Source organism: Pseudoalteromonas sp. Angola-7 (assembly GCF_028599255.1).
Classification (GTDB): domain Bacteria; phylum Pseudomonadota; class Gammaproteobacteria; order Enterobacterales; family Alteromonadaceae; genus Pseudoalteromonas; species Pseudoalteromonas atlantica.
In genome coordinates, this window is record NZ_JAQREL010000005.1 from 140,761 (window position 1) to 161,617 (window position 20,857).

21 protein-coding genes are annotated in these 20,857 nt (G+C 40.6%); 1 reads left to right on the top strand and 20 read right to left on the bottom strand.

Annotation, left to right across the window (positions count from 1 at the left end; all coding sequences use genetic code 11):
- Positions 1-33 precede the first annotated feature (33 nt).
- The 15 genes from PSH50_RS09410 to PSH50_RS09480 are packed head-to-tail and all read right to left on the bottom strand — an operon-like array spanning position 34 to position 12,686.
- On the bottom strand, positions 34-519 hold the full coding sequence (locus PSH50_RS09410; protein WP_273609586.1) for an agglutinin biogenesis protein MshP: 486 nt from the start codon (positions 517-519) through the stop codon (positions 34-36).
- A complete protein-coding gene (locus PSH50_RS09415) occupies positions 509-1,348 on the bottom strand; it encodes a type II secretion system protein J (RefSeq protein WP_273609587.1) in 840 nt (279 codons plus the stop codon). Before PSH50_RS09415 ends, PSH50_RS09410 begins: the two co-directional genes overlap by 11 nt.
- On the bottom strand, positions 1,348-1,890 hold the full coding sequence (locus tag PSH50_RS09420) for a prepilin-type N-terminal cleavage/methylation domain-containing protein (RefSeq protein ID WP_138685380.1): 543 nt from the start codon (positions 1,888-1,890) through the stop codon (positions 1,348-1,350). Before PSH50_RS09420 ends, PSH50_RS09415 begins: the two co-directional genes overlap by 1 nt.
- Complete coding sequence (locus PSH50_RS09425) at positions 1,877-2,368, bottom strand: type IV pilin protein (RefSeq protein ID WP_273609588.1); 492 nt, start codon at positions 2,366-2,368, stop codon at positions 1,877-1,879. Before PSH50_RS09425 ends, PSH50_RS09420 begins: the two co-directional genes overlap by 14 nt.
- A 9-nt stretch (positions 2,369-2,377) precedes the next feature.
- Complete coding sequence (locus PSH50_RS09430) at positions 2,378-2,905, bottom strand: prepilin-type N-terminal cleavage/methylation domain-containing protein (protein ID WP_273609589.1); 528 nt, start codon at positions 2,903-2,905, stop codon at positions 2,378-2,380.
- Positions 2,906-2,927: 22 nt separating this feature from the next.
- Entirely contained in the window at positions 2,928-3,512 is a 585-nt protein-coding gene (locus PSH50_RS09435) for an agglutinin biogenesis protein MshB (protein WP_273586662.1), read from the bottom strand.
- A gap of 5 nt (positions 3,513-3,517) precedes the next feature.
- Complete coding sequence (locus PSH50_RS09440) at positions 3,518-4,735, bottom strand: type II secretion system F family protein (protein ID WP_248462171.1); 1,218 nt, start codon at positions 4,733-4,735, stop codon at positions 3,518-3,520.
- Positions 4,722-6,449 carry a GspE/PulE family protein gene (locus PSH50_RS09445; RefSeq protein WP_273609590.1) on the bottom strand — a complete coding sequence of 576 codons (1,728 nt, stop codon included), beginning with the start codon at positions 6,447-6,449 and terminating at the stop codon, positions 4,722-4,724. Before PSH50_RS09445 ends, PSH50_RS09440 begins: the two co-directional genes overlap by 14 nt.
- Complete coding sequence (locus tag PSH50_RS09450) at positions 6,446-7,636, bottom strand: M48 family metallopeptidase (RefSeq protein ID WP_273609591.1); 1,191 nt, start codon at positions 7,634-7,636, stop codon at positions 6,446-6,448. Before PSH50_RS09450 ends, PSH50_RS09445 begins: the two co-directional genes overlap by 4 nt.
- Positions 7,633-8,535 (bottom strand): ExeA family protein, encoded by a 903-nt coding sequence (locus PSH50_RS09455; RefSeq protein ID WP_273609592.1) that lies wholly within the window; start codon positions 8,533-8,535, stop codon positions 7,633-7,635. The genes PSH50_RS09450 and PSH50_RS09455 overlap by 4 nt, the downstream gene beginning before the upstream one ends.
- 2 nt (positions 8,536-8,537) lie before the next feature.
- On the bottom strand, positions 8,538-10,196 hold the full coding sequence (mshL, locus tag PSH50_RS09460) for a pilus (MSHA type) biogenesis protein MshL (protein ID WP_273609593.1): 1,659 nt from the start codon (positions 10,194-10,196) through the stop codon (positions 8,538-8,540).
- Positions 10,180-10,503 (bottom strand): agglutinin biogenesis protein MshK, encoded by a 324-nt coding sequence (locus tag PSH50_RS09465; protein WP_273609594.1) that lies wholly within the window; start codon positions 10,501-10,503, stop codon positions 10,180-10,182. The genes mshL and PSH50_RS09465 overlap by 17 nt, the downstream gene beginning before the upstream one ends.
- Positions 10,481-11,161 carry an agglutinin biogenesis protein MshJ gene (locus PSH50_RS09470; RefSeq protein WP_273609595.1) on the bottom strand — a complete coding sequence of 227 codons (681 nt, stop codon included), beginning with the start codon at positions 11,159-11,161 and terminating at the stop codon, positions 10,481-10,483. Before PSH50_RS09470 ends, PSH50_RS09465 begins: the two co-directional genes overlap by 23 nt.
- The gene (locus tag PSH50_RS09475; RefSeq protein ID WP_273609596.1) at positions 11,158-11,757 is read right to left on the bottom strand and encodes a PilN domain-containing protein; all 600 of its coding nucleotides are present in this window, start codon (positions 11,755-11,757) and stop codon (positions 11,158-11,160) included. The genes PSH50_RS09470 and PSH50_RS09475 overlap by 4 nt, the downstream gene beginning before the upstream one ends.
- On the bottom strand, positions 11,754-12,686 hold the full coding sequence (locus PSH50_RS09480) for a hypothetical protein (RefSeq protein WP_054982911.1): 933 nt from the start codon (positions 12,684-12,686) through the stop codon (positions 11,754-11,756). The genes PSH50_RS09475 and PSH50_RS09480 overlap by 4 nt, the downstream gene beginning before the upstream one ends.
- Positions 12,687-12,763: 77 nt before the next feature.
- On the opposite strand from PSH50_RS09480, the gene PSH50_RS09485 reads away from it, so the two are divergent.
- Positions 12,764-13,672 carry a 1-aminocyclopropane-1-carboxylate deaminase/D-cysteine desulfhydrase gene (locus PSH50_RS09485; RefSeq protein ID WP_273609597.1) on the top strand — a complete coding sequence of 303 codons (909 nt, stop codon included), beginning with the start codon at positions 12,764-12,766 and terminating at the stop codon, positions 13,670-13,672.
- A gap of 138 nt (positions 13,673-13,810) precedes the next feature.
- Here PSH50_RS09485 and PSH50_RS09490 read toward each other — a convergent pair whose 3' ends face one another.
- From PSH50_RS09490 to PSH50_RS09510, 5 genes are all read right to left on the bottom strand, one after another.
- Positions 13,811-15,484: an EAL domain-containing protein gene (locus PSH50_RS09490; RefSeq protein ID WP_273609598.1), complete on the bottom strand. Its 1,674-nt coding sequence runs from the start codon at positions 15,482-15,484 to the stop codon at positions 13,811-13,813.
- A gap of 145 nt (positions 15,485-15,629) precedes the next feature.
- Positions 15,630-16,046 carry an arsenate reductase (glutaredoxin) gene (gene arsC / locus PSH50_RS09495; RefSeq protein ID WP_064386233.1) on the bottom strand — a complete coding sequence of 139 codons (417 nt, stop codon included), beginning with the start codon at positions 16,044-16,046 and terminating at the stop codon, positions 15,630-15,632.
- Positions 16,047-16,055: 9 nt separating this feature from the next.
- Positions 16,056-17,072 (bottom strand): ACR3 family arsenite efflux transporter, encoded by a 1,017-nt coding sequence (gene arsB, locus PSH50_RS09500; RefSeq protein WP_273586653.1) that lies wholly within the window; start codon positions 17,070-17,072, stop codon positions 16,056-16,058.
- 9 nt (positions 17,073-17,081) lie between these two features.
- Positions 17,082-17,804: an arsenical resistance protein ArsH gene (arsH, locus tag PSH50_RS09505; protein WP_273586652.1), complete on the bottom strand. Its 723-nt coding sequence runs from the start codon at positions 17,802-17,804 to the stop codon at positions 17,082-17,084.
- 171 nt (positions 17,805-17,975) lie between these two features.
- Positions 17,976-20,702 (bottom strand): response regulator, encoded by a 2,727-nt coding sequence (locus PSH50_RS09510; RefSeq protein WP_273586651.1) that lies wholly within the window; start codon positions 20,700-20,702, stop codon positions 17,976-17,978.
- Positions 20,703-20,857 lie beyond the last annotated feature (155 nt).

Below are 20,857 nucleotides of genomic sequence, written 5' to 3' on the forward strand. Positions count from 1 at the left end.
TTATTAAACATAAAATACAGAGGGTATATTTGCTCATGGTAATGTTTTAGCCTCCACACTTAGAGTACGTTGGGTTTGCCAATATTCCTTTTGACATGCTGCATCGGCAGCACAATCACTGGCAGCGCACGTTGCAGAGCTTTGTAAGTAGTAAATATTAACGGTGCCAGAGCGGGTGTTGCTATCGGGTAAGGCTATGTATTCACTACAGCTCAGTTCAACTTCACAATTGGCTAGATAGAGGGTGCTAAAACTCCTACTGGTGGTTACTGCACTGCATGTTTGCGCAGTGCTATTTAGTGCAAAAATTTCGCTTAAGCCGGTTTCTAATCCGCTTTGGGCTGCCATGTAAGCGCGCGCGCCGTAATACTCAATGGTATTTTGCTGCGCCGCACCCGATAACACTTTAGAAAGCGCCAGCCCTAGTGCCAGCAAAGTGACAATGATCACCAACGTAATTATGAGCAAATTACCCTGCTGCTTTTTAGCAAAACTGATGTTTTTTATATTAGGGGACATTAGGCACATGCACCTCATGGCTAATACTTATTTGTTCGGTGTCGTTAAACCCCATTTGCGCAAACACATTAACAACCGCGCTGCGCTGTAGCGAAATCTCACTTAACGTAAAAAAGGCTCTGCTCGTTAAGTTATTGGCAATATAATTACTCATTAAATCGCGTTTAACGCCCGAGCTAACCTGTAAGCTGGCGGCGTTTAATTGGTTTGTAGTAAAGCCGTAGTTGCTATAGCGATACAGTGAATTACCTTCTACACAAAAGCTAACGGGCTGATCTAATAAATAAAGACGCTTACTCGGTGACTCTTGAGCAAATGCTTTGCTAAATTGCCATGTATCTAGCTCACTTGTAACGGCGCTGTAGCCGCTAACTTGTAAACGCTTGTTTTGACTTTCATCGTATATATCGCTGCTATTTAATGGATAAATACTTGCCCAATCGTTTATTTGTGGCTCAGTTAAATTATTAAGCGCAAAATTCACGGCGGTAATCTCAAAAGGGGCGCTAGTAGGTAAGTAATCGGTATAGTGAGTGGCAGATAAAAACGGCGTAAATTCTAGACATTGCTGCGTGCTACATGCTCCATTGCTGGCGTTATCGCAATTTAAGCGCAGTGAGTTAGGGGTTGCATGGCGAAGCTCTTTACTTAATCGGGTTAAAACAAAGCGACTTTGCGCCACCGCTTCTTGGCGTTTCACACCTTGGCTGTAAATATTAAATCCAGCGCTAATAAACGAAAATGACGCTACGGCTAAAATGCCAATAATTACCATAACAAGTAATAGCTCAACTAAGGTAAAGCCACGCTTTTGCTTTGCTCTATTCATTAGTAATTACCTTTATATGCACTAAAGCCGTACACTTGCCCCAAGGGTGAGGTTACTTCAATGGTAATTCGTTTAAAGGCAACGCCATCGTTATTGGTTGCCTCGTTTAGGTCGCTGTCGTATTGCACGTTCACAACCAGTGAAAAGTCGCTGTATTGCGCTAATGTATTCCCTAAACTATCACTAATAGGCTGCCCTGTGAGCGCAATGTAATCATCAACATCGTTAAAATTAGCCCGTGCTTCACCGCTATCAGCACCAAGCTCAGAATGAGTACTACAAGGCTGGGCGCCTAAGCTTGTTTCGGAACAGCGCCTAAATGGTGGCGTGCGCTCGCTATGTTCATCAAATGATTTAGCTAATATTTCGTTCATTAATGCTTGCCCAAGCTCTGAAGCCCTGAGTGCGACAATAGGCTCGGCACTTTGCTTTGCTTGAGGTGCGATAAGCGCTGTAATAATACTTAGCGCAATAGCAAACATTACAATGCCAATAATCAGCTCAATTAAGGTAAAACCTGATTGTATTTTAGGGGCAGGCATAAATAAGCCCTTCACCGCTAATGCACACCGCGGCTAGACCCAGGTCAATTTTACATTGTACTGAGCAATTTTGATCTGCTCGCCCAAGTGGGTCAAAGTTAATTTGCGTAAACACATTAGCATTGCTATCTAAGGCATTAAATCGTACGTCGCTGCGCACGGTATTGATAGCAACAACTAAATACTCGCTATTATTGGTACTTGGGCCGCCAGTACAGGTTTCTGGCTCCGGCCCCGCAACCAAGGTAGGTGAAATATACAGTTTATGGCAGCTGCTTGTTGCAGTATTTTGCATCGCGCGTAATTGTACTGTGCGCAGGGCGTTTAATACCCTATCTCTGTATGAGTATGCTTGCTCTGTTGAACTTCCTAGCAACTTGGGCACTGCCGTTACCGACAGTATGCCCAAAATAACTAAAGTAATAATTAATTCAACCAGTGTGAAGCCACGCAATCGTTGATTACTACTGCTATTCATTTATATAAATTAACACCCACTCGTGATAAGCGTAACAGTAGGAGGCGTAACAGATACAGGCGGCGTACCGTCGTTTGCATCTGCTGCTTGTGTATACTCAATACGACAATCATCAGTTTGCACATAACTATTAGGGAAAATAATTGCTTTTTCATCAGCAGCAACTTCTACAAGGTTAAAATCTGCAGAGTCATCAGCTGCAAATTCAACATCTAAAAAAGCTTCAAAAGCTGCTTCCGTCGCTGCAGGGTAGCCATAAACTATAGGTACGTTTGCACCACTATCTACAGAAACCGAATCAGCATCTTTTTTATGGGTACTTGCAATAATAGATTTACCATTAACAATGTTCATACCACTGCGAATTGAGCCTTGTAAACCTTCGAGTGTAGAAGCGTTAGCATCACCTTGCAGGTTTAAAAAACGAGGGGCAGCGGTCACCGCTAAAATACCTAAAATTACAATTACAATTATTAGTTCAACAAGCGTAAAACCTGCTTGCTTATTCATTGGTTGTTTTAATGACTGCGTTTTCATAAGTAAGCCTCTTTATAATTACTTAGTTTTTAAAAATTTGCACTTTGCCTGTTGTTGGAAAGTACGAAAACCCTACTTTTTTAGCCATAACGGCGCCATCAGTAGGTAGGTTATTGGTGTTTAAATTATGAGTTAAATAATAAATACACTGGTTGTTTTTAGTGTTATAACGCACTAAATAACTCACCTTGGTTATTATAGAAACCTCGGTACTTAATGTGCTTGTAGGCGCATCTTGTAAAATTACACTTAATACTTTTTGGCATTGCAGTGCAGTCATTGCGCTGGCCCGCGTATCAGTATTAGTCGTTTTATCACCCGTTGGTGTGCCTCTGTGTCCATCGACACCAACAATGACACCTCCGTAATTAATATGTGTTGTATTATTAACGCCCTTCGGACGCCCCGATAATTCCCACTGACCTTTGACCATCAACACCGCAGAGGCAAATCCACCAGCCACCACATCCACACTCGCATTGTGTGCCTGATTTTTAATGCCTATGTATTGAGGTATAGCAAAAGCCATAATAACTGCCAGTAAAACAACTACTAAAACGAGCTCAAATAACGAAAAACCTGTTGCACGAACACGACAGTTAGTCACAATGGCTACCCTTTAATAGCCGACATCATGTTCCACATCGGCATAAAAATACCGAGTGCTAAAATAAGCACCATAATGGCAACAAACACCGTCAAAATGGGCTCTATTTTTGCGGTTAAACTGCGTAAATCGTAATCGACTTCTCGTTCATAAAAATCAGCCGCTTCTTGTAATAACTCATCTACGCGACCGGTTTCTTCACCCACTGCCACCATTTGCAGTACCAACTGTGAAAATAGCTCGCTACTTCGTGAAGCCCGCAACAAACTGTCGCCTTTTTCGATATCTTGACGCATGGTGATAATGGCTTTTTCCATGTAGCTGTTATCAACTGCATGGGCCGTTAACGACAGCCCTGTCGTCATAGGGACGCCCGAGCGCAGCACCATGGCTAAGCTTTGGCTATAACGGCCAAGTAAGGTGCGTTTTAAAATATCGCCTACAAATGGAATTTTGAGTTTGTGGTGATCCCACTTAAAGCGCCCAGCCGACGTATTTAAATACCGACGCCATGCAACGACTCCACCCACTAATATTAGCGCTAGCAGCCACCAATAATTGACAAAAAAGTTACTGGTGCCAATGAGGATCTGGGTCATTAAAGGCAGCTCTGCATCAAACTTTTCGAACATGCTGGCAAAGGTTGGGATCACAAAAATATTTAATATGATCATCGCAACTAAAAGCGCCAAAATAACAAAAGTGGGGTAACGCATAGCGGCTTTTATGCGCTTACGAGTCTCTTGCTCTTTTTCAAAATAAATAGCCAGTTGATAAAACGCATCTTCTAATCGTCCCGACCCTTCTCCGACTTTAACCATAGAGATAGTTAAGCGGCTAAACACCTTGTTGTGTATAGCTAACGCACTAGATAATTCACGGCCTTGTTCGAGCTGGCGTGTTACTTCAAGCAACACACTTTTAAACTCTTTATTTTGCGTGGTATCAGCAAGCCCTATCATTGCCCTAATAATGGGGATCCCGGCTTTAAGTAAAGAATACATTTGCCGTGAAAACATGATCATGTCATCAAGGGTTATTTTTTCGCTAAATAGGTTATCGAATAACTTTATATTGTTTTTTGTTTCAACTAACGAAATTGAAATAGGTATGTACTGGCGCTTTAATAAGCTATCGGCCACACCGGCCTCATTATTTGCCTCAACACGCCCTTTAACCAGCGCACCTTTTGCGTCTTTGGCTTTGTAACTATAAAGCTGCATCGTCATCACCTACCACTTCAGGTACATATTCAGCCACTTTAAATACCTCATCTAACGAGGTAATGCCTTGCTTTGCATACGTTAAAGCCATATAAGAAAGCGGTGCAAAATTAGCGCTATTTTTAGCCGCTTCGGCAAAACGCTGCGTGTCGTTAATACGCAGGGCATCCATCATAGCGTCGTTCATTTCTAACAGCTCAAAAATCCCCACCCTGCCTTTGTAGCCGCTATGGCTACATGCTGTGCAGCCTTGGCCTCGCCAAAACCGTGTGCTGCTAACATCTTCGCCTAAATAGGTAAGCCAGCTTTGTTCTTGTTTATCTGGGTGATACGGTGTTTTACACTCATTGCAAATACGCCTAACTAAGCGCTGAGCAATAATAGCGCGTAGTGAGCTTGCAACTAGATAAGCGGGTGCTCCCATATCAATTAAGCGCACTGCGCTTGATATGGCATCGTTGGTATGTAACGTAGAAAGTACTAAATGGCCTGTTAATGCAGCCCTTAGGCCTATATCAACGGTTTCTTGGTCACGCATTTCGCCAACCATAATAATATCGGGGTCTTGGCGTAACGTGGTTCTTAATACACTGGCAAAACTTAAGCCTATTTTGTTGTTTATTTGCACCTGGTTTACCCGTCCAATGCGGTATTCAACCGGATCTTCTACGGTAATAATTTTACTTTCTTGTTGGTTAAGCTCACTTAAAGCGCCATACAAGGTGGTCGTTTTTCCTGAGCCGGTAGGCCCTGTCACTAACACCATGCCATGAGGGCGTTTTATAATGCTGCGCAGGCGTTTTAAAATATGCACCGGCATGCCCGTTTCATCTAACGATAAAAGCCCTGCAGATTGGTCGAGCAACCGCATCACAACTGACTCGCCATATTGCACTGGCATTGTCGATAAACGTACATCAATGCTGTGCGCGTGCACTTTTATATTAAAACGGCCGTCTTGCGGTAAACGCTTTTCAGATATATCTAACCCCGACATAAGCTTTAGCCTAAGTACTAAAGCAGAGGCTATTTTTACTTGGTTTAATGTGTGCTCTTGCAATACACCATCAACTCGTTGGCGAATGCGTAATAGCCTTTCATCAGGCTCTATGTGGATATCTGAGGCACGTACTTGTACTGCATCTTCAAATATAGATTGCAGTAGTTTTACTACGGTGGCGTCAGAGGTTTCATCTGCTAAGGAATTAAGGTCAAACTCTTCTACGTCTTCGTATTCTTCGTGTAGCTTTTCAGCAAAGTTAGTAATATCTTCTGTTCGGCGGTACACATTATCAAACGCTGCCATAAGCTGGCTTTCTTGCACAACAGCCAGCTCAATTCGCTTAGGGGCTAGCATTGGCGCTAACTGATCCAACGCTCTCAAATCAGCGGGGTCACTCATTCCGACTAACACAGAATCCCCGTTATCTTCTATTACTAATGCTCGGTAGCGTCTGGCATAAACCTCTGAAAGTAATTTAGATACATCTGAAGATATTTTGCGCTGCGAAATATCTAAAAACGGTATTTGTAATTGTTGGGCTAAAAAGCGCAATAATTGCGGCTCACTTATAAACTCAAGCGCAATTAATGTAGCCCCTAACTTTCGCCCCGACGCAGCTTGCACATTAAGTGCTTCACTTAGCTGTGCTTCGGTGATCATTTGCTCATGAACGAGTAAGTCCCCTAAACGCATTTTTAAACTGGGTCTCATACAGCCTCCTTCAATGCGACTAAGCGCTGAAGTGCATGTTGCGTCATTGCGGCATTTAAACCGCCTAAATCTAGGGCAACTTTATAAAGGTGCTTTGCATCAGCAAACTCCCCCAATGCATCTTTTGAAGTAGCTAACGCCAGCCACCATTTAGCCTGCTGAGGCTGAAGCTGTGTAAGCTGTGTAAAACTCGCAAGCGCTATTTGATGTTGCTGCGCATTTTGTGCTGCAGTGCCTTTTAATACCCAAAACTCCAAGTTTGCTTGCGGCTCAAGTTCGGCTATAAGCAGTTTAAGCACGCCTTCGTACTCTTGTTGCATAATTAAAATTTTACTGAGCATTACACGCCACTGCACAACCTCAGGGTTTATTTTTATGCCAGCAACTAATAACTGCTGAGCCATAAGTACATCTTGCTGCTGAAAATACGTTGCCGCGAGTAAATTACGCGCTTCTATATGCTCAGGTTGTGTTTGTAAAATAGCGGTTAAATCGTTAATCGCATCATCATATAAAGCAAATTCCAACGCTTGTTTAGCACGCTTTAATTGCTGTGCTATGCGCTGGGCTTTGCTTTGCTTAACACTGGCAGTTTTTACTAATTTATTTTCAGCGGGCGGCTGCTCAGCCTGTGTAATGCTTTTTACTGGTGCACTGCTTTTTGCTTCAACTGGAGTATTTATTTCTGGTCTAGTAGCTACTTTAGCGCTTACTTCTGTGGGGCTTGCTTTTTTGCTTAGTAGCGCGGCTTTGTCTGCAGCGTGTTGCCGTATTACTTCGTCTTTTGGCTGATTAGGCAATGCGTTATTGCTTTGTGCCTGCGCCTGCTCTTTTGGCGTATCTGCATTAATTTGAGCTGCTTTAGCGCCAGTGTTTTCTTCGCTTAATTGTTTTAAGGGCTTAATTACGGGGGTAATTTTAGCTTGGGCAATTTCAATCGGCTGGCTGTTATTATTAACCGCATATGCTTTTTCAGCCGTGTCGCTACTCGCTTGTGGTGCCTGTGCAAAAGGTAAATAAAGGTAGGCTGTAAAAATTAGTACAATCGCTAATAAAACACTCAGCACTTTAAATAATACATCGTGGTAGTCGCGTACAGGGGGAATATCGACCCCGCCACTTTGCTGATTACGCTGTGCAGTTTGGCGCTGGTCGATATTTTTTAGCATGTTATTAATAACACTCATAACCATTGCCTCCATACCCACATAACTGCAATAACAAAAACACTAATAGCTAATAAGCTGTAAGCCCAGTAATGGTTAGCGTGGTGCTTTTTGCAATCTTCGGTCTCTGCAATGGCAAGATGTATATGGCGCGGTGTTACTTTATTAAGGCCTTCACCGTATGCCTGCAGTAAAACTTTATGGCATAAAATATTGACCAAACGGGGAATTCCTCGACTCGCACGCGCTATTTTTAATCCTAAACGATTAGTAAATAGTGGTGGCTGATTAAAGCCTGCCACCTGTAAACGGTGATTAATATAATAAATAACTTCACTGGCGGTCATTGCACGCAATGAGTAGGAAAAACTGATCCGCTGGCGTAGTTGCCTCACTTTACTATTGGCAAGTTTTTCATCTAATTCAGGTTGGCCAAATAGCACCACCTGAATAAGCTTTTCGGTTTCGGTTTCTAGGTTTGTAAATAATCGAAGCGCTTCAAGTGTATCCCAACTCAGGCACTGCGCTTCATCTATTAGTAGTACAACCCGTTCGTTATCTTCTTGCAGCTCTAGTAAGAAATGGTTTATTTGCTGACTTAACGATTGCTGATCTAGGCTTTTATCTACCTCCATGCCAAGTTCTACAGCAATAGCCCAACGTAATTCTTCAGGGCTTAAATAAGAATTAGGTAAATAAGCCACAAAGTAGTCTTCTTCAATTTGATTTAAAAGTTTTCTGCATAGTAAGGTTTTGCCTGTCCCTACTTCTCCTGTTACTTTTATAAATCCCTCCCCCATTTCTAGTGCTGTGGTAAGTACTTGCATCGCTTCGTGGTGTGGCTCAAGTGCACAAAAAAACTCGGTGTTTGGGGTTAAGGTGAAAGGCATTTCACTTAACTTAAAAAAGCTCAAATACATAGTTAGTTCTCATACCATGTATTTAATAGCGCGCGGCTATGAGCTTGTTGCTTTTTCCACGTGTCGGGCATCACCACCGTTGGCTTGATTAAAATAACGAGCTCTTTTTTCTCTTGACGCTTACTAATACTTTTAAACAAATTACCTAATATTGGCACATCGCCCAAAATAGGTGTTTTCGACTCTTCATCTTCTGTGGTGGTTTGCATTAACCCACCAATTACGACTATTTCACCACTTTGAGCGCGGATCACCGTATCAGATTCACGAATATTGCTTTGTGCAAGCGGCAACTCAAAACGCTGATCATCTAATGTAATCACCTTGAGCTGCTCTTCTGTTTCGGTTACCGATGGGTGGACGTGCAAAATTACTGAGCCATATTTATCGATTTGTGGGGTGACATCTAAGGCAATTCCCGAAAAAAACGGAGTTAAATCTATTTCTGGTGACGTAGTCGTTGAAGTGCCCGTTACTGTTGTGCTCGAAACGTTAGTAACAAAGTACTCATCTTGCCCCACTTTAATCACGGCTTTTTGATTGTTTGTTGCAGTTACACGCGGGTTAGAAAGCATTTGCAGGTCGCCCTGCGTTTCAAGCAAACTAATTACGCCACTAAAGTCGCCTTTTTCAATCGTTAACGAGGAGACCCCTCCTAAAGTAGCTGAAATAGAATTACCTATGCTGCCTGCTGTTGTTGCAAACGACACCCCACCTTCTAACCCTCTAGAAATTCGCTCCCAATTAACCCCTTGTTGGTATTCATCTTTTAAGGTTATTTCGACAATTTTAGCTTCAAGAATAACTTGTCGCTGAAGGTTTTCTTGGCTTTGACGTAAAAAGTCTTTTAACTGGTTTATTTCACTTGGTAATGCATTAACCGTAACCAAGCTTGCCTGTGGGCTGGCAACCACATAACGGCCATCGTTTGAACCAATAAGCGATTTAAGAGCAACTTCAAGCTCCTTCCAAAAGTCGTTTTGGTTAATTGTTTGGATGCGAGAGCCATTTAGCTCGGTATTTTGATTATCGCTGCCAAACTGATTATTTTGGCTTGAATTATTACTACTGTTTGAGCTTGAATTTGAACTTGAGTTGTTTTGTGAAAACTGGCTCACTCCACCAGCAACAACACTTACCGTTGATTGCCCATGGCGCTGCATCATTAAATAATTAACCGGTATAGTTTCTGTGCGCATGACCGCTGGCAACACCTGCACAATACGACCTTCTTGGACAATATCTAACGGGTACATGCGTTTAATAACAGCTATAACTTCTTCAAACGTGACGTTTTTTAAATTTAAAGAAATAACTCCGCTCACCTTTGGGTGTACGGCCACGCTGTATGGAGTATCAGCAGTTAATCCATTAAAAAATGAGCTTATTTCTACCTCTTTTGCGGCTACATCAAAACGCTTTACAGCTAACTCATTTGTTAAACTTTGCTCGTTATTAAGTGACGAAAGTAAGCTTTGTGTAAGCGCGCTACTCACCTCTACCGGGGCAACACTTTTAGCATTGTTGCTTATAGGAGCAAGCTCTTGTGCTATGTGTGGCTGAATCTCTTTTCCGGGCTTAAAACTATGGCACGCCGTTAAAAAAGGCGGTATTAAAATAAGCGCAAGCCATGGCTTTGTTATATTATTTTTTAATTTCATAGTCGTATAATTCTAATTTTATTTGCTTATCATCATCCGCTAACAACACTGAATTGGCGTTTATTGTTAGCACCCGAAATTCACCTATTACATCTCCTGGCTTATACACCTGCTTAGAAATAATCGCTTTGTATTGCTTTTCGGTTTTAATAATTGACTGTAACGACAGCGCTGTATTGCTAACTGCAGCGCCTTTTAGTATTGGTGCATTGCTTGGCTGAGTAGGATCGCGCAGTATTTCAGCTGAACTAACAGAGAAAAAACACACGCAACATACACACAAACTATAAAGCGATAAATTTTTCATTGGCACTCACCGTTGCGATTTGTAATGTTAACTCTGCATTAGGGTATGTTTGCACCTGATAGTTAAACTGCTGTATTAACAACTTTTGTTGGCTAGCTTTAAGGCCTTCTAAATACTGCTGTAAGCTAAAATAACGTCCCTGCAAAGTAACCACCATTTGATGTTCGAAAAACAAGGTTTGCGTATCGTGCTCACCAAGTTTTTCTACATCAATTGCTTTTGCTGGGTTTACTCTAAAGCCAACCACTTGCACATCGGGGGTATTTACTAATAAATCCTTTAATACAGCAGGTACTTTGTTTGCTGAAATAAAGCCTTGGCTAAACGTGCTTAACTTATTATTTATATCTTCTAGCTCGCGCTGAGTTTGCCCAACCTGATTTCTGAGCACTTTAGTGTAGTCATGCTCTAATGCCTGGGTAAGCATAGAGAGCTGTGCTTCATTTTGATTGAGTTTTTGCCACAATGTATTTTGTTCCACGCGTAAACTATTTACTGCATCCTGCTGCGGAAACACCACAAACCATAAACCTAAATAAACAATAAGAAATAAGCCAACAAACAGTACAGAATACTTTTCCCGCTGCTGTAACGCCGCAAATTGTGCTTGGTATTTAACAAATATTGGCCAGCCTTTATTTTCATTTTGCTCATTCATTGTGTTACCTCACTTGAACTAAGCTCTGTAGCCACATTAAACTCGCTCACGCCATCACTGCTCGACAGCTCCAACACTGAAAACTCCTTCCCTTTAAAAAAGCTCGATTGCTTGAGATTAGCAAGCCAAATAGGTAAAAATTTAGCCTGTTGAGTACGCCCTTTGAGCATTACTTTTTTGCCTTCAAATTTTATCTGATCAAGCCAAATTTGCGGCTCGTGGTACGCTGCCAAATCGCGCATCACATCGGCATAATCCGTTTCCGTGTGCATAGATGTGTTTTCTAAATAATCAAACACTTGCTGTTTGTGTAAAATTTCTTGTTGCAGTACTTTTAGCTCATCTATCAAATGCGATTTGTTTTGTTTATCAGCTAATCGCTGCTTTACCACGTTCAGCTGCTGCTGCGTTTGCTTTAGATAAGCCTGGCTTTGTGTAAGTAATTGCTGGCTATTGTGCTCTTCGTATAAATAAAACAACCAGGTTAATGCAACCACTAGCAATGTACCTAGCCACAGCAAAAGCATTCCTTTAAAGGGCACTGGGTCGCGCCTAACCCTAATGGCTTTTTGGTAAAAATTAATCCGTGTTTTCATAGCACTGAATCCGGATCAGTTAATTGGTACGCTGCGCCTAATGCGTAATAAAAGCTTGGCTCAAGATCCTGTGCTAAATCTATATTAGGTTTAAAATCAACAACCTTTACTTGCAAAAATTCTGCAAGGCCTGCTCTTAACGTTAAAGACGATAAATCATCGCAATGCAGCTGAATGCTTCTGATAGGAGGCTGTTTTAGTTGGCTTTCAAAAAAATCCATGGATCGTTGGATCTCAAGCCCTAAGGCCTCAACCAAACCGTGTGTACGCTCTTTATCTGAAATGCCTAAAAACCCGTTTAAACGCCTAGCTAATAAAAGCTGACCATCACGAATAATTAAAATACGCGGCTCATGCCCTGCATGTTGCACTATAAGCATGTGCGCGCTTTTATCTTCGCCAAACAAGGTCACTAAAATCATTTCTTCCGAGGTCATTGCTCTGAGCACAGGCTTTATTTTTGAAAAGCTATCAATAAAAGGCAGTAACTGTAGTTTATTAGTAATAAACACATTCATTTTACTGCTTTGCATAGGCTGAATAATGGGGTAATCGATAAAGTCGGCAACAATGTTCTCTGGTGGAATATCAACTAAGTCTTTTGTTGTCCAAGGTAAGGATTGAATGATCTCTTCGTCACTCAGCATGGGTTTATCCATTTGCACTATTTGATAAAAATAATGAGGAACCACTAAATTTACAGGGCACACCTCAGCGCAAACTTCATTTGTGCAAGTTGCAATAGCGACTGTATAATCCGTTTGGTCCTCTACATTCACACTGTGTGAGTTATGTACGTACCACTGCCCTTGATTTTTTTTTAAACACACCGCGTTTACTGTATCTGCATAAGTAGCAATACCAATCGCTGTGCTTGAGTCTAAACTGCGATTTAACCAAGATAACAACGAAAACAGCTTTTTTTTCATATAGCTACTATTGTTAATTAGAGATTAATTAAGTGTCGTACAAGATTGTTAGTTTGCAAGTTTAAACGCGAGAAATAATGCTTAACTTATTTAATATTGAAAAAGAAAGTCCAATACAACAAATAGATAGCGACTGTCTAAAAAAGAGAAACATACGGTTAAGTATAAAAAGAGATGACTTACTTCACCCGCTAATAAGTGGAAATAAATGGCGTAAGCTAAAATATAATTTACAGCAAATGCAAGCCCTTAATAAAACACAACTCCTCACCTTTGGGGGGGCTTTTTCTAATCATGTTCACGCCTGTGCAGGGGCGGGTAAACTATTTAATATAAAAACCCACGCCATAATTAGAGGGCCACACTTAGATACTCAAAACCCCACCCTGCAATTTGCTAAACAGTGCGCAATGGATTTACATGCGGTTACTCGTATTGAATATAAGCAGCGCCATGACCCAGATTATTTAGCTCAGTTGCAAGCACGCTTTACACAAGCCTATATAATCCCAGAAGGTGGAAGTAATACATATGCCCTGCCAGGGTGTGCTGAGCTTGCTAAAAGCTTACCAACGCATGATTACTTAGTATGCCCCACAGGAAGTGGCGGAACACTTGCAGGCTTAATTGAAGGTAGCTTTGAGGCCACACAGCTGTTAGGAATTGCGGTATTAAAACAAGCCGAGTACTTGAACAAAGAAATTACAGCACTCAGTAAAAAAGCAGCTCAGCAATCCAATTGGCAGCTACTTACTGAGTTTCATGATGGCGGTTATGGCAAATTTAGTAATGACTTATGGCAGTTTTGCCAACGCATGCAACAGCAACATAACTTACCTCTTGAGCCTATATACAGCGGTAAAATGATGTATGCACTATGGCAACTTATCGAGCAAGATTACTTTGCTGCAGGTAGTCATATAATGGCGATTCATACAGGCGGTTTACAGGGGCTCAATGGGCTAAAATATCGTGGCCTGATCTAGGGCTATTAACCTCTGGGCATTAAAACATGCTTACTTAAGGCCAGTTTAACCACGGTGCAATGTGTAACCTAGTGAGCTCTACAACCGCTGCTAGAGTGGCCCTTTTGGCTGTACTTAGCTTAAAAGGATTAACTGGCCTTAGTAAAACGTGGCATGCGTGTATTCCTGCAAGGGCTCAGAAAAGTAAAAACCTTGTGCGGCAACTACGCCTAGTTTAGCCAACATAAGTAGCTCTTTTTGGGTTTCTACACCCACCGCGTATACAGGTATATTGAGCAACTTGCTTTGCGCCACAATGTTTTTAACTTGTTTTTGCTGTTGTGTTTTTTCATCCACATTATGAACAAGCGGATAACCCAGTTTTATACCGCTAACTAATTTTTGAGAAGCAATTTGGTTAATGTGCTCCACATTCTGTACATTATCAATCACCAGCAAACTTTGTAGGGCCGTCAGTTTTTCAAAGGCACCTGCTAGTTGCGCTTGGTACTTAATAAAGTCTGCTTCGCTAATTTCAAACTGTAATTTGCGCTTTGTCGTAAAATCTTTCATATTGGTGATAAACCAGCTCCAAAACTGCTCGTTAAACCAATTACTTATATGCAAATTAACGCTCACCGTTAGAGCACTGGGCTCAGCTAAAATAAGCTTTTTAACTTGAAGTAGCACCGCTTTATCTAACTCAAATGCTTGGTGATTGTTAAAGTCTTGATTAATAAAGTAACGCGCAGCTAATAAACCGTGCGGTTGCTGCCTAATTCTTATTAGCACTTCATGTTGTACAATATCGCCGCTGGTGATCATAAATAACGGTTGAAAGAATAAGATAAATTTATTCTTTTTAATATTTTCAATAACCTGCTTACTTGAGATTAAGTTCCCTTGCTCGTGCTGTAATGCGAGCCTATGCCAGTGCTGAATTAAGCTTTTTTCTGAAAATACCAAGGCCGATTTAGCGAGTTTAAAAATAACGGGTTGCTCAGCCGCATATCTATAATCGCACAGACCAACCTTTATGTTTTTACGCGTTACTGTGCTTCGATAACGCTTACAAATTTGATAAACGCATTCGTGTAGGCTTTCACTGTATGTATCTAGCTTTGCTACGGGGATATTATTTAAAGTAATAGCAAGGTTGTTAGCATCAAATACATTAACTGATACTGCAGGAAGCTCTTTAAAATATTTTGCTATCAATACCTTAAAGCTTGCTTGGGTATCGGTATTTTCATCAAACACACAATCACATTTCACTATGGCAAATAAGCTATGTCGCGCTGCACTAACACCGTACATAGACTTTACTTCGCAGTTTAATGTGGTGATTTGCGTAGAAAGTTTTTTTGCAGCTTTAGTTTTGCTGTAAGGCAATGGCAGGTTCGCTGCCGGTTTTGTTACTAATACTTTCCACCATCTAACCCACCAGCTAGTGGCACCTAATATAATGATATTTAATAATAAAAATAAGTAAGCTTGCTCCACCCAGGCAGGCCAGTGGTATAAACTTATGCTGAGCGTTTTATAGCTAAATACATCGTGCTGTATATCAACTAAGTATTTGAAGTGTTCGGCATTTGAGTGTGCAGCCAGCATAAAGCCCTTACTTTGCACCAATGCCTGCACTATTTCTTTATCGGCATTGGCATTAATTTGCAGCTCAAAAATTTGCTGCGTTAACTGCTGACCATTTTTATGAATTTTTTTATGGAGCGTATCATTTAAAAGCACATTAAAAATAATTACCACCAGCGTGAAACTGGTTAAGTAAATTATTTTTTTTTGCTCAGCAATTTTTATTAAGGCTTTATGCATAGTGCTCTCTGTGGCAACGCGACTATTTAAAGTGTTGTTCAAAATAGTCATTAGCACAAGCAGGCAAAGCAAGTTTAAATGTTTATAATTTTGCTAAACAAAAAAAACCCGTGTAAACGGGGTTTTGGCAAATAGTTTATTACTTTTAGGGTTGCTCGCCCTGCGCGTTTAATATCATTTCGCCGTCTTCTTTGTATAGCTCACCTTTAGGCCATTGTGCTAATAGCGTTAAAACTTGCTCACTCGGGCGACATAGCTTAACCCCTTTTTCGGTGCACACTATAGGCCTATTAACCAGTATAGGGTGCTCAAGCATGGCCTCTAAAATAGCTTCATCTGTTACATTTTCATTTAACAAGCCTAGCTCTTCAGCAGGCGATTTCCTCACTCTCAACGCTGTTTTTGGTGTTAAGTTTGCTGCGGCAAATAACGCTAACAATTGAGGTTTTGTCCAGCCCTCTTTAAGGTATTCAATAACCGTGGGGTTATAGCCAGCGGCTTTAATAATCTGCAATACATTGCGCGATGTACCACAATCAGGATTATGATGAATAACGACCATGACACTCTCCTAGTTAAACCAATGACGCGTTTTATTAGCAAAATAAACTAAGCTAAGCATAACAGGTACTTCAACAAGAACGCCCACAACGGTGGCAAGCGCAGCACCAGAGTGTAAACCAAATAATGAAATGGCTACGGCAACAGCGAGTTCAAAAAAGTTAGAAGTTGCAATCATGCAAGCTGGAGCTGCAATATTATGAGCTAGGCCCATTTTTTTTGCGGCTATATAGGCTATTGCAAAAATACCGTACGTTTGAATAAGCAGCGGAATAGCAATCAATACAATGGCTTCTGGATTATCTATTAATGTTTGAGACTGAAAACCAAACAAAAGGGCCACCGTTGCCAGTAAGCCAATTATAGAATACGGTTTCATTATCTTTAAAAAGTGATTTAACCGTGTGTGATCTTCACCTTTATCTAACTTTTTGCGGGTAATAGCGCCTGCTATTAATGGAATAAGTACATACAAAACCACCGAGAGTAATAACGTGTCCCACGGTACCGTTATGTCTGTTACCCCTAGTAATAAACCTGCGATGGGCGCAAAGGCAAAAATCATAATAATATCGTTTATAGATACCTGCACTAACGTGTAATTAGCATCGCCTTTTGTTAATTGACTCCACACAAACACCATTGCAGTACATGGTGCTACTCCTAATAAAATCATACCGGCTATGTATTCTGTTGCCGTTTGTGGGTCAACAAAGTCTGCAAAAATGCCTTTAAAAAATAACCACCCTAGTAAGGCCATGGTAAAGGGTTTTATGAGCCAGTTGATAACAACTGTCAGTACTAAGCCTTTAGGCTTTTTGCCTACATCTTTAATAGAGGAGAAGTCAATTTGCACCATCATTGGGTAAATCATAAACCAAATGAGTACAGCGATAGCAATATTTACATGTGCATATTCTAAGCTTGCAACAACACTAAATACATCGGGTACGGTGTAACCGGCGACAATCCCTACCGCGATTGCCAGCGCAACCCACACCGATAAAAAGCGTTCAAATAACCCCACAGTAACCTCCTAAATGTCTTTTTGATTTACGCGTTTACTGAGCTGCTCAGCTGTTTCTACTCGCTCAGAGTATCTATCAACAAAGTAATCTTTTTGGTCGCGCATTAATAAGGTAAATTTTACGAGCTCTTCCATTACATCCACAATTCGATTGTAAAAAGCGGAAGGCTTCATTCGGCCATTCTCTTCAAATTCTAAAAACGCTTTAGGCACCGATGACTGATTAGGTATTGTTACCATGCGCATCCAGCGCCCTAATACGCGTAACTGATTAACCACATTAAATGACTGTGAACCACCACAAACCTGCAGCACAGCCAGCGTTTTACCTTGTGTAGGCCTTACCCCACCAAGGTTTAATGGAACCCAATCAATTTGGTTTTTAAATACACTCGTCATAGCACCGTGTCGCTCCGGCGAGCACCATACTTGCCCTTCAGACCAGAGCATTAAATCACGTAGCTCTTGCACCTTAGGGTGCGTCTCATCTTCACTATCTGTTATGGGTAAACCTTCAGGGTTAAATATTTTAACCTCAGCACCAAAGTGGGTTAGCAAGCGTGCACTTTCTTCTATAACTAACTTGCTATATGAGCGAGCTCTTAACGATCCGTATAACAATAAAATTTTAGGTTTATGAGATGAAAACGTTAGCGTGAAATCCTTAACGGTAGGAGGAATGCTTTGTGAAAGTTCTAAATTAGGTAGCTCGTGTTCAATTGATTTACTCATAATCCTTAACCTTGTAGTTCTATAGCGAACTAAATACATATGAAAAAACGAATATATGAAATTTCACATATTAAAAGGTGTGAGTCAAACCCTATTTATATAAATTTTGCGTTTGGTTTTTTAACGTTGCAGGCGTTAAAGCCTGCTATTAAAGGTAGGTAATTGATAAGTTTATTTATTTAAGCAGCTAATTATTGTATCGCGTAATGTTTTAGCTTTTATTGGTTTAGCAACATGTGCATTCATACCAATAGATAGGTAGTGAGTAATATCATCTTTCATTACGTTTGCAGTTAACGCAATGATAGGCATAGAGGCAAGCGCAGTATTGCTATCACTGCGTATTACTTTAGTCGCTTCTACACCGTCCATAATGGGCATATGAATATCCATTAAAATAATATCAAACGTTTCTAATTTTACGGTTTGTATGCATTCTAAGCCATTTTCTACTACGTGCACTTGCGCCCCACTGGCGGCTAATATATCAGATACAATTAACCTGTTTATGGCGTTATCTTCCACAACGAGTATTTTTACCCCTTGCAGTGGCTTTTCGGTGGCAGGTTTATGGGTATTACTTGTAGAAGGGCTAACCACTTTGCTTTTCATCGCTTCAAATAACACGCTGGTAAGCACAGGCTTATGCAAAATAGTTTTAATGTTTATTTTTTTAGCTATGTCGTAAATTGCGTCATCTTTGCTTGCTGTAAGTACAATAATATTGTTGCAAAGCTGTGGGTTTACTTTGTAAACGCGGGTAAAAAACGTTTCACTGCTCATGGTCGGCATTTCACAATCAACAATAATAATTTTATAAGTGTTTATATTTACTTTAATTATCTCTATTGCATCACTTGCCTGCGTGCAAGGCGTACAACGCAGTCCCATTGCACTAAGCTGACTTTTAATTAAGCTTAAATCATCTTCGTTATCATCTATTAGTAATACATCAAATGGTTCAGCAAATGATAACTGCGGGCTGTCTTCTATTAATGCTTGGGTGTTTACCTCAACGTTTATGGTAGCAATAAACTCACTGCCTTCACCTTGCGTACTGCTTACAGAAATATCGCCACCCATTGCTTGGCATAAACGTTTACTAATGGCTAAGCCTAACCCTGTCCCCCCGTATTTTCGGGTTGTAGAGCTGTCGGCCTGAGTAAATGACTCAAACAAGTTAGGTAAGCTTTTTGCATCAATACCAATGCCGGTGTCTTTAACACTAAAGCGTAAAACAACACTTTTGGCGTCATTGGGGGCTTCTTCTGCGTCTATTTGCACCGAAACAGCCCCTTTAGAGGTAAACTTAATCGCGTTAGAGCACAAGTTAATTAATACTTGGTTTATACGCACCACATCGCCAACTAAGTTATGTTTCACGTTATCGCTAATATTAATCTCAAACGCAATACCTTTACTCCGCGCCCTATTTTCAAATGTGGTCGTTATATAATCGACAACCGCGTTTAACGAAAATGCAAAGGCCTCGAGTTTGATATTTCCTGACTCGGTTTTTGAAAAATCTAAAATGTCATTAATAACCACAAGCAATTGATCTGACGAGTACTTTATTTTTTCTAAATACTGTTTATCTTCTTCAGGTAAGTTTTTGCCCAATAAAATATTTGTCAGCCCTATAATGCCACTCATTGGGGTTCTGATCTCGTGACTCATATTGGCTAAAAATTCAGATTTTGACGAGGTAAGTTGCTCTGCTTCTTCTTTAGCTTGTAATAGCTCTTTAGTGCGTTGCTCTACACGCGACTCAAGTCGTAGCTTTTCTTCGTCAAGCGCGTTTACAAGCTGAATGCGGCGGCGGTTTAACCGTAATACAAACACTAAAAAAGCGCTCAATACAAAAATAGTAATGGCAGCGCTGTAAATTAACACTTTATTTTGTTCAAAGTAACTCGGCTTGTAATAAGCAATAATCGATTTTTCTGGCAGGCTTTGCGGGGCAACATTATATTTTTTTAGCTGTCGCCAATCGTATTTATGAACACTTAAATTTTCATCGCTTATAGTAGGTAACACGTTATTTTCACTGTAAGAAATAATAGCTTCACCCACGCGTTTACCTATTTTCTCACCTGATAAAACATAACCACCCACTACACCTGAGCCCAATAAAACTTCCCAGTAGCTAAAAATGGGGGCGTTACTATGCTGAGCGAGTAAGCTGACGAGCTGATACGGGCTAATCGACTTATTTTCGTAATTTCTAAATATAGGGGTAAATAAAATAATGGCGTCTGAAGGCGCATTTTTTACTTTTTTCATCAGTTCAGCAGTCGGAAGATCAAACCATTGCTCAATCTCTAAATACGAAAAATCTTGGCTGATAATATTGAACAGCCCTGTATAAAAGTTTATACCTATTTCATTTTTAGTATCCAAGATGACAATGAGCTTTTTAGGTTTCATTAAATTAACCGCGCTGGCGGTTGCTTGCTTGTAGTCTAACTTAGCCTGCATTAATGCATTGTTAGTGTTTACCGGTAGCCTAAACTGCTCGCCAGGCTCAATATAAATTTTTGGCGTGCTAGTAAAAAAATCATTCAATTGCGATATTAACGTGGCTGCTGAGGGTGATAGAGTGACAACAATATCTATGTGCTTATTTTTATATTTTTGCTTAAGGTAGTCGCTCATTAATTGCTTTTGAGTGGCCTCATCAAAGCGCCCTACATCAATGTTTTCAACAAAAAGCTCATAGTCAAAAGTCCGTGTTGATAGCTCGCTATTTAAGCCCTCTTCAACACTTTTATGCCAAGGCATATGTTGGTTGGTAGAATTGATAAATAAGACATTGGTAATTTTAGAATCCGGTTGAGCGCTTACCGGCAAACTGGCAAATTGAAAAACAAGAAATAAAAATAAAATAAGGGCTTTCATGTTTCTCATAGTTGCTTGAAGTAATTAGTACCTCTAGAGTAGGTGTTAACTATTTATAAATCAATTAAATGAGATGTAAATTACGAAGGCACTGTTGTGTGTTACGCATTTACGCCTCGCTAATTATTGCGGCGCATAAGTTAGCTAAAAGCGCT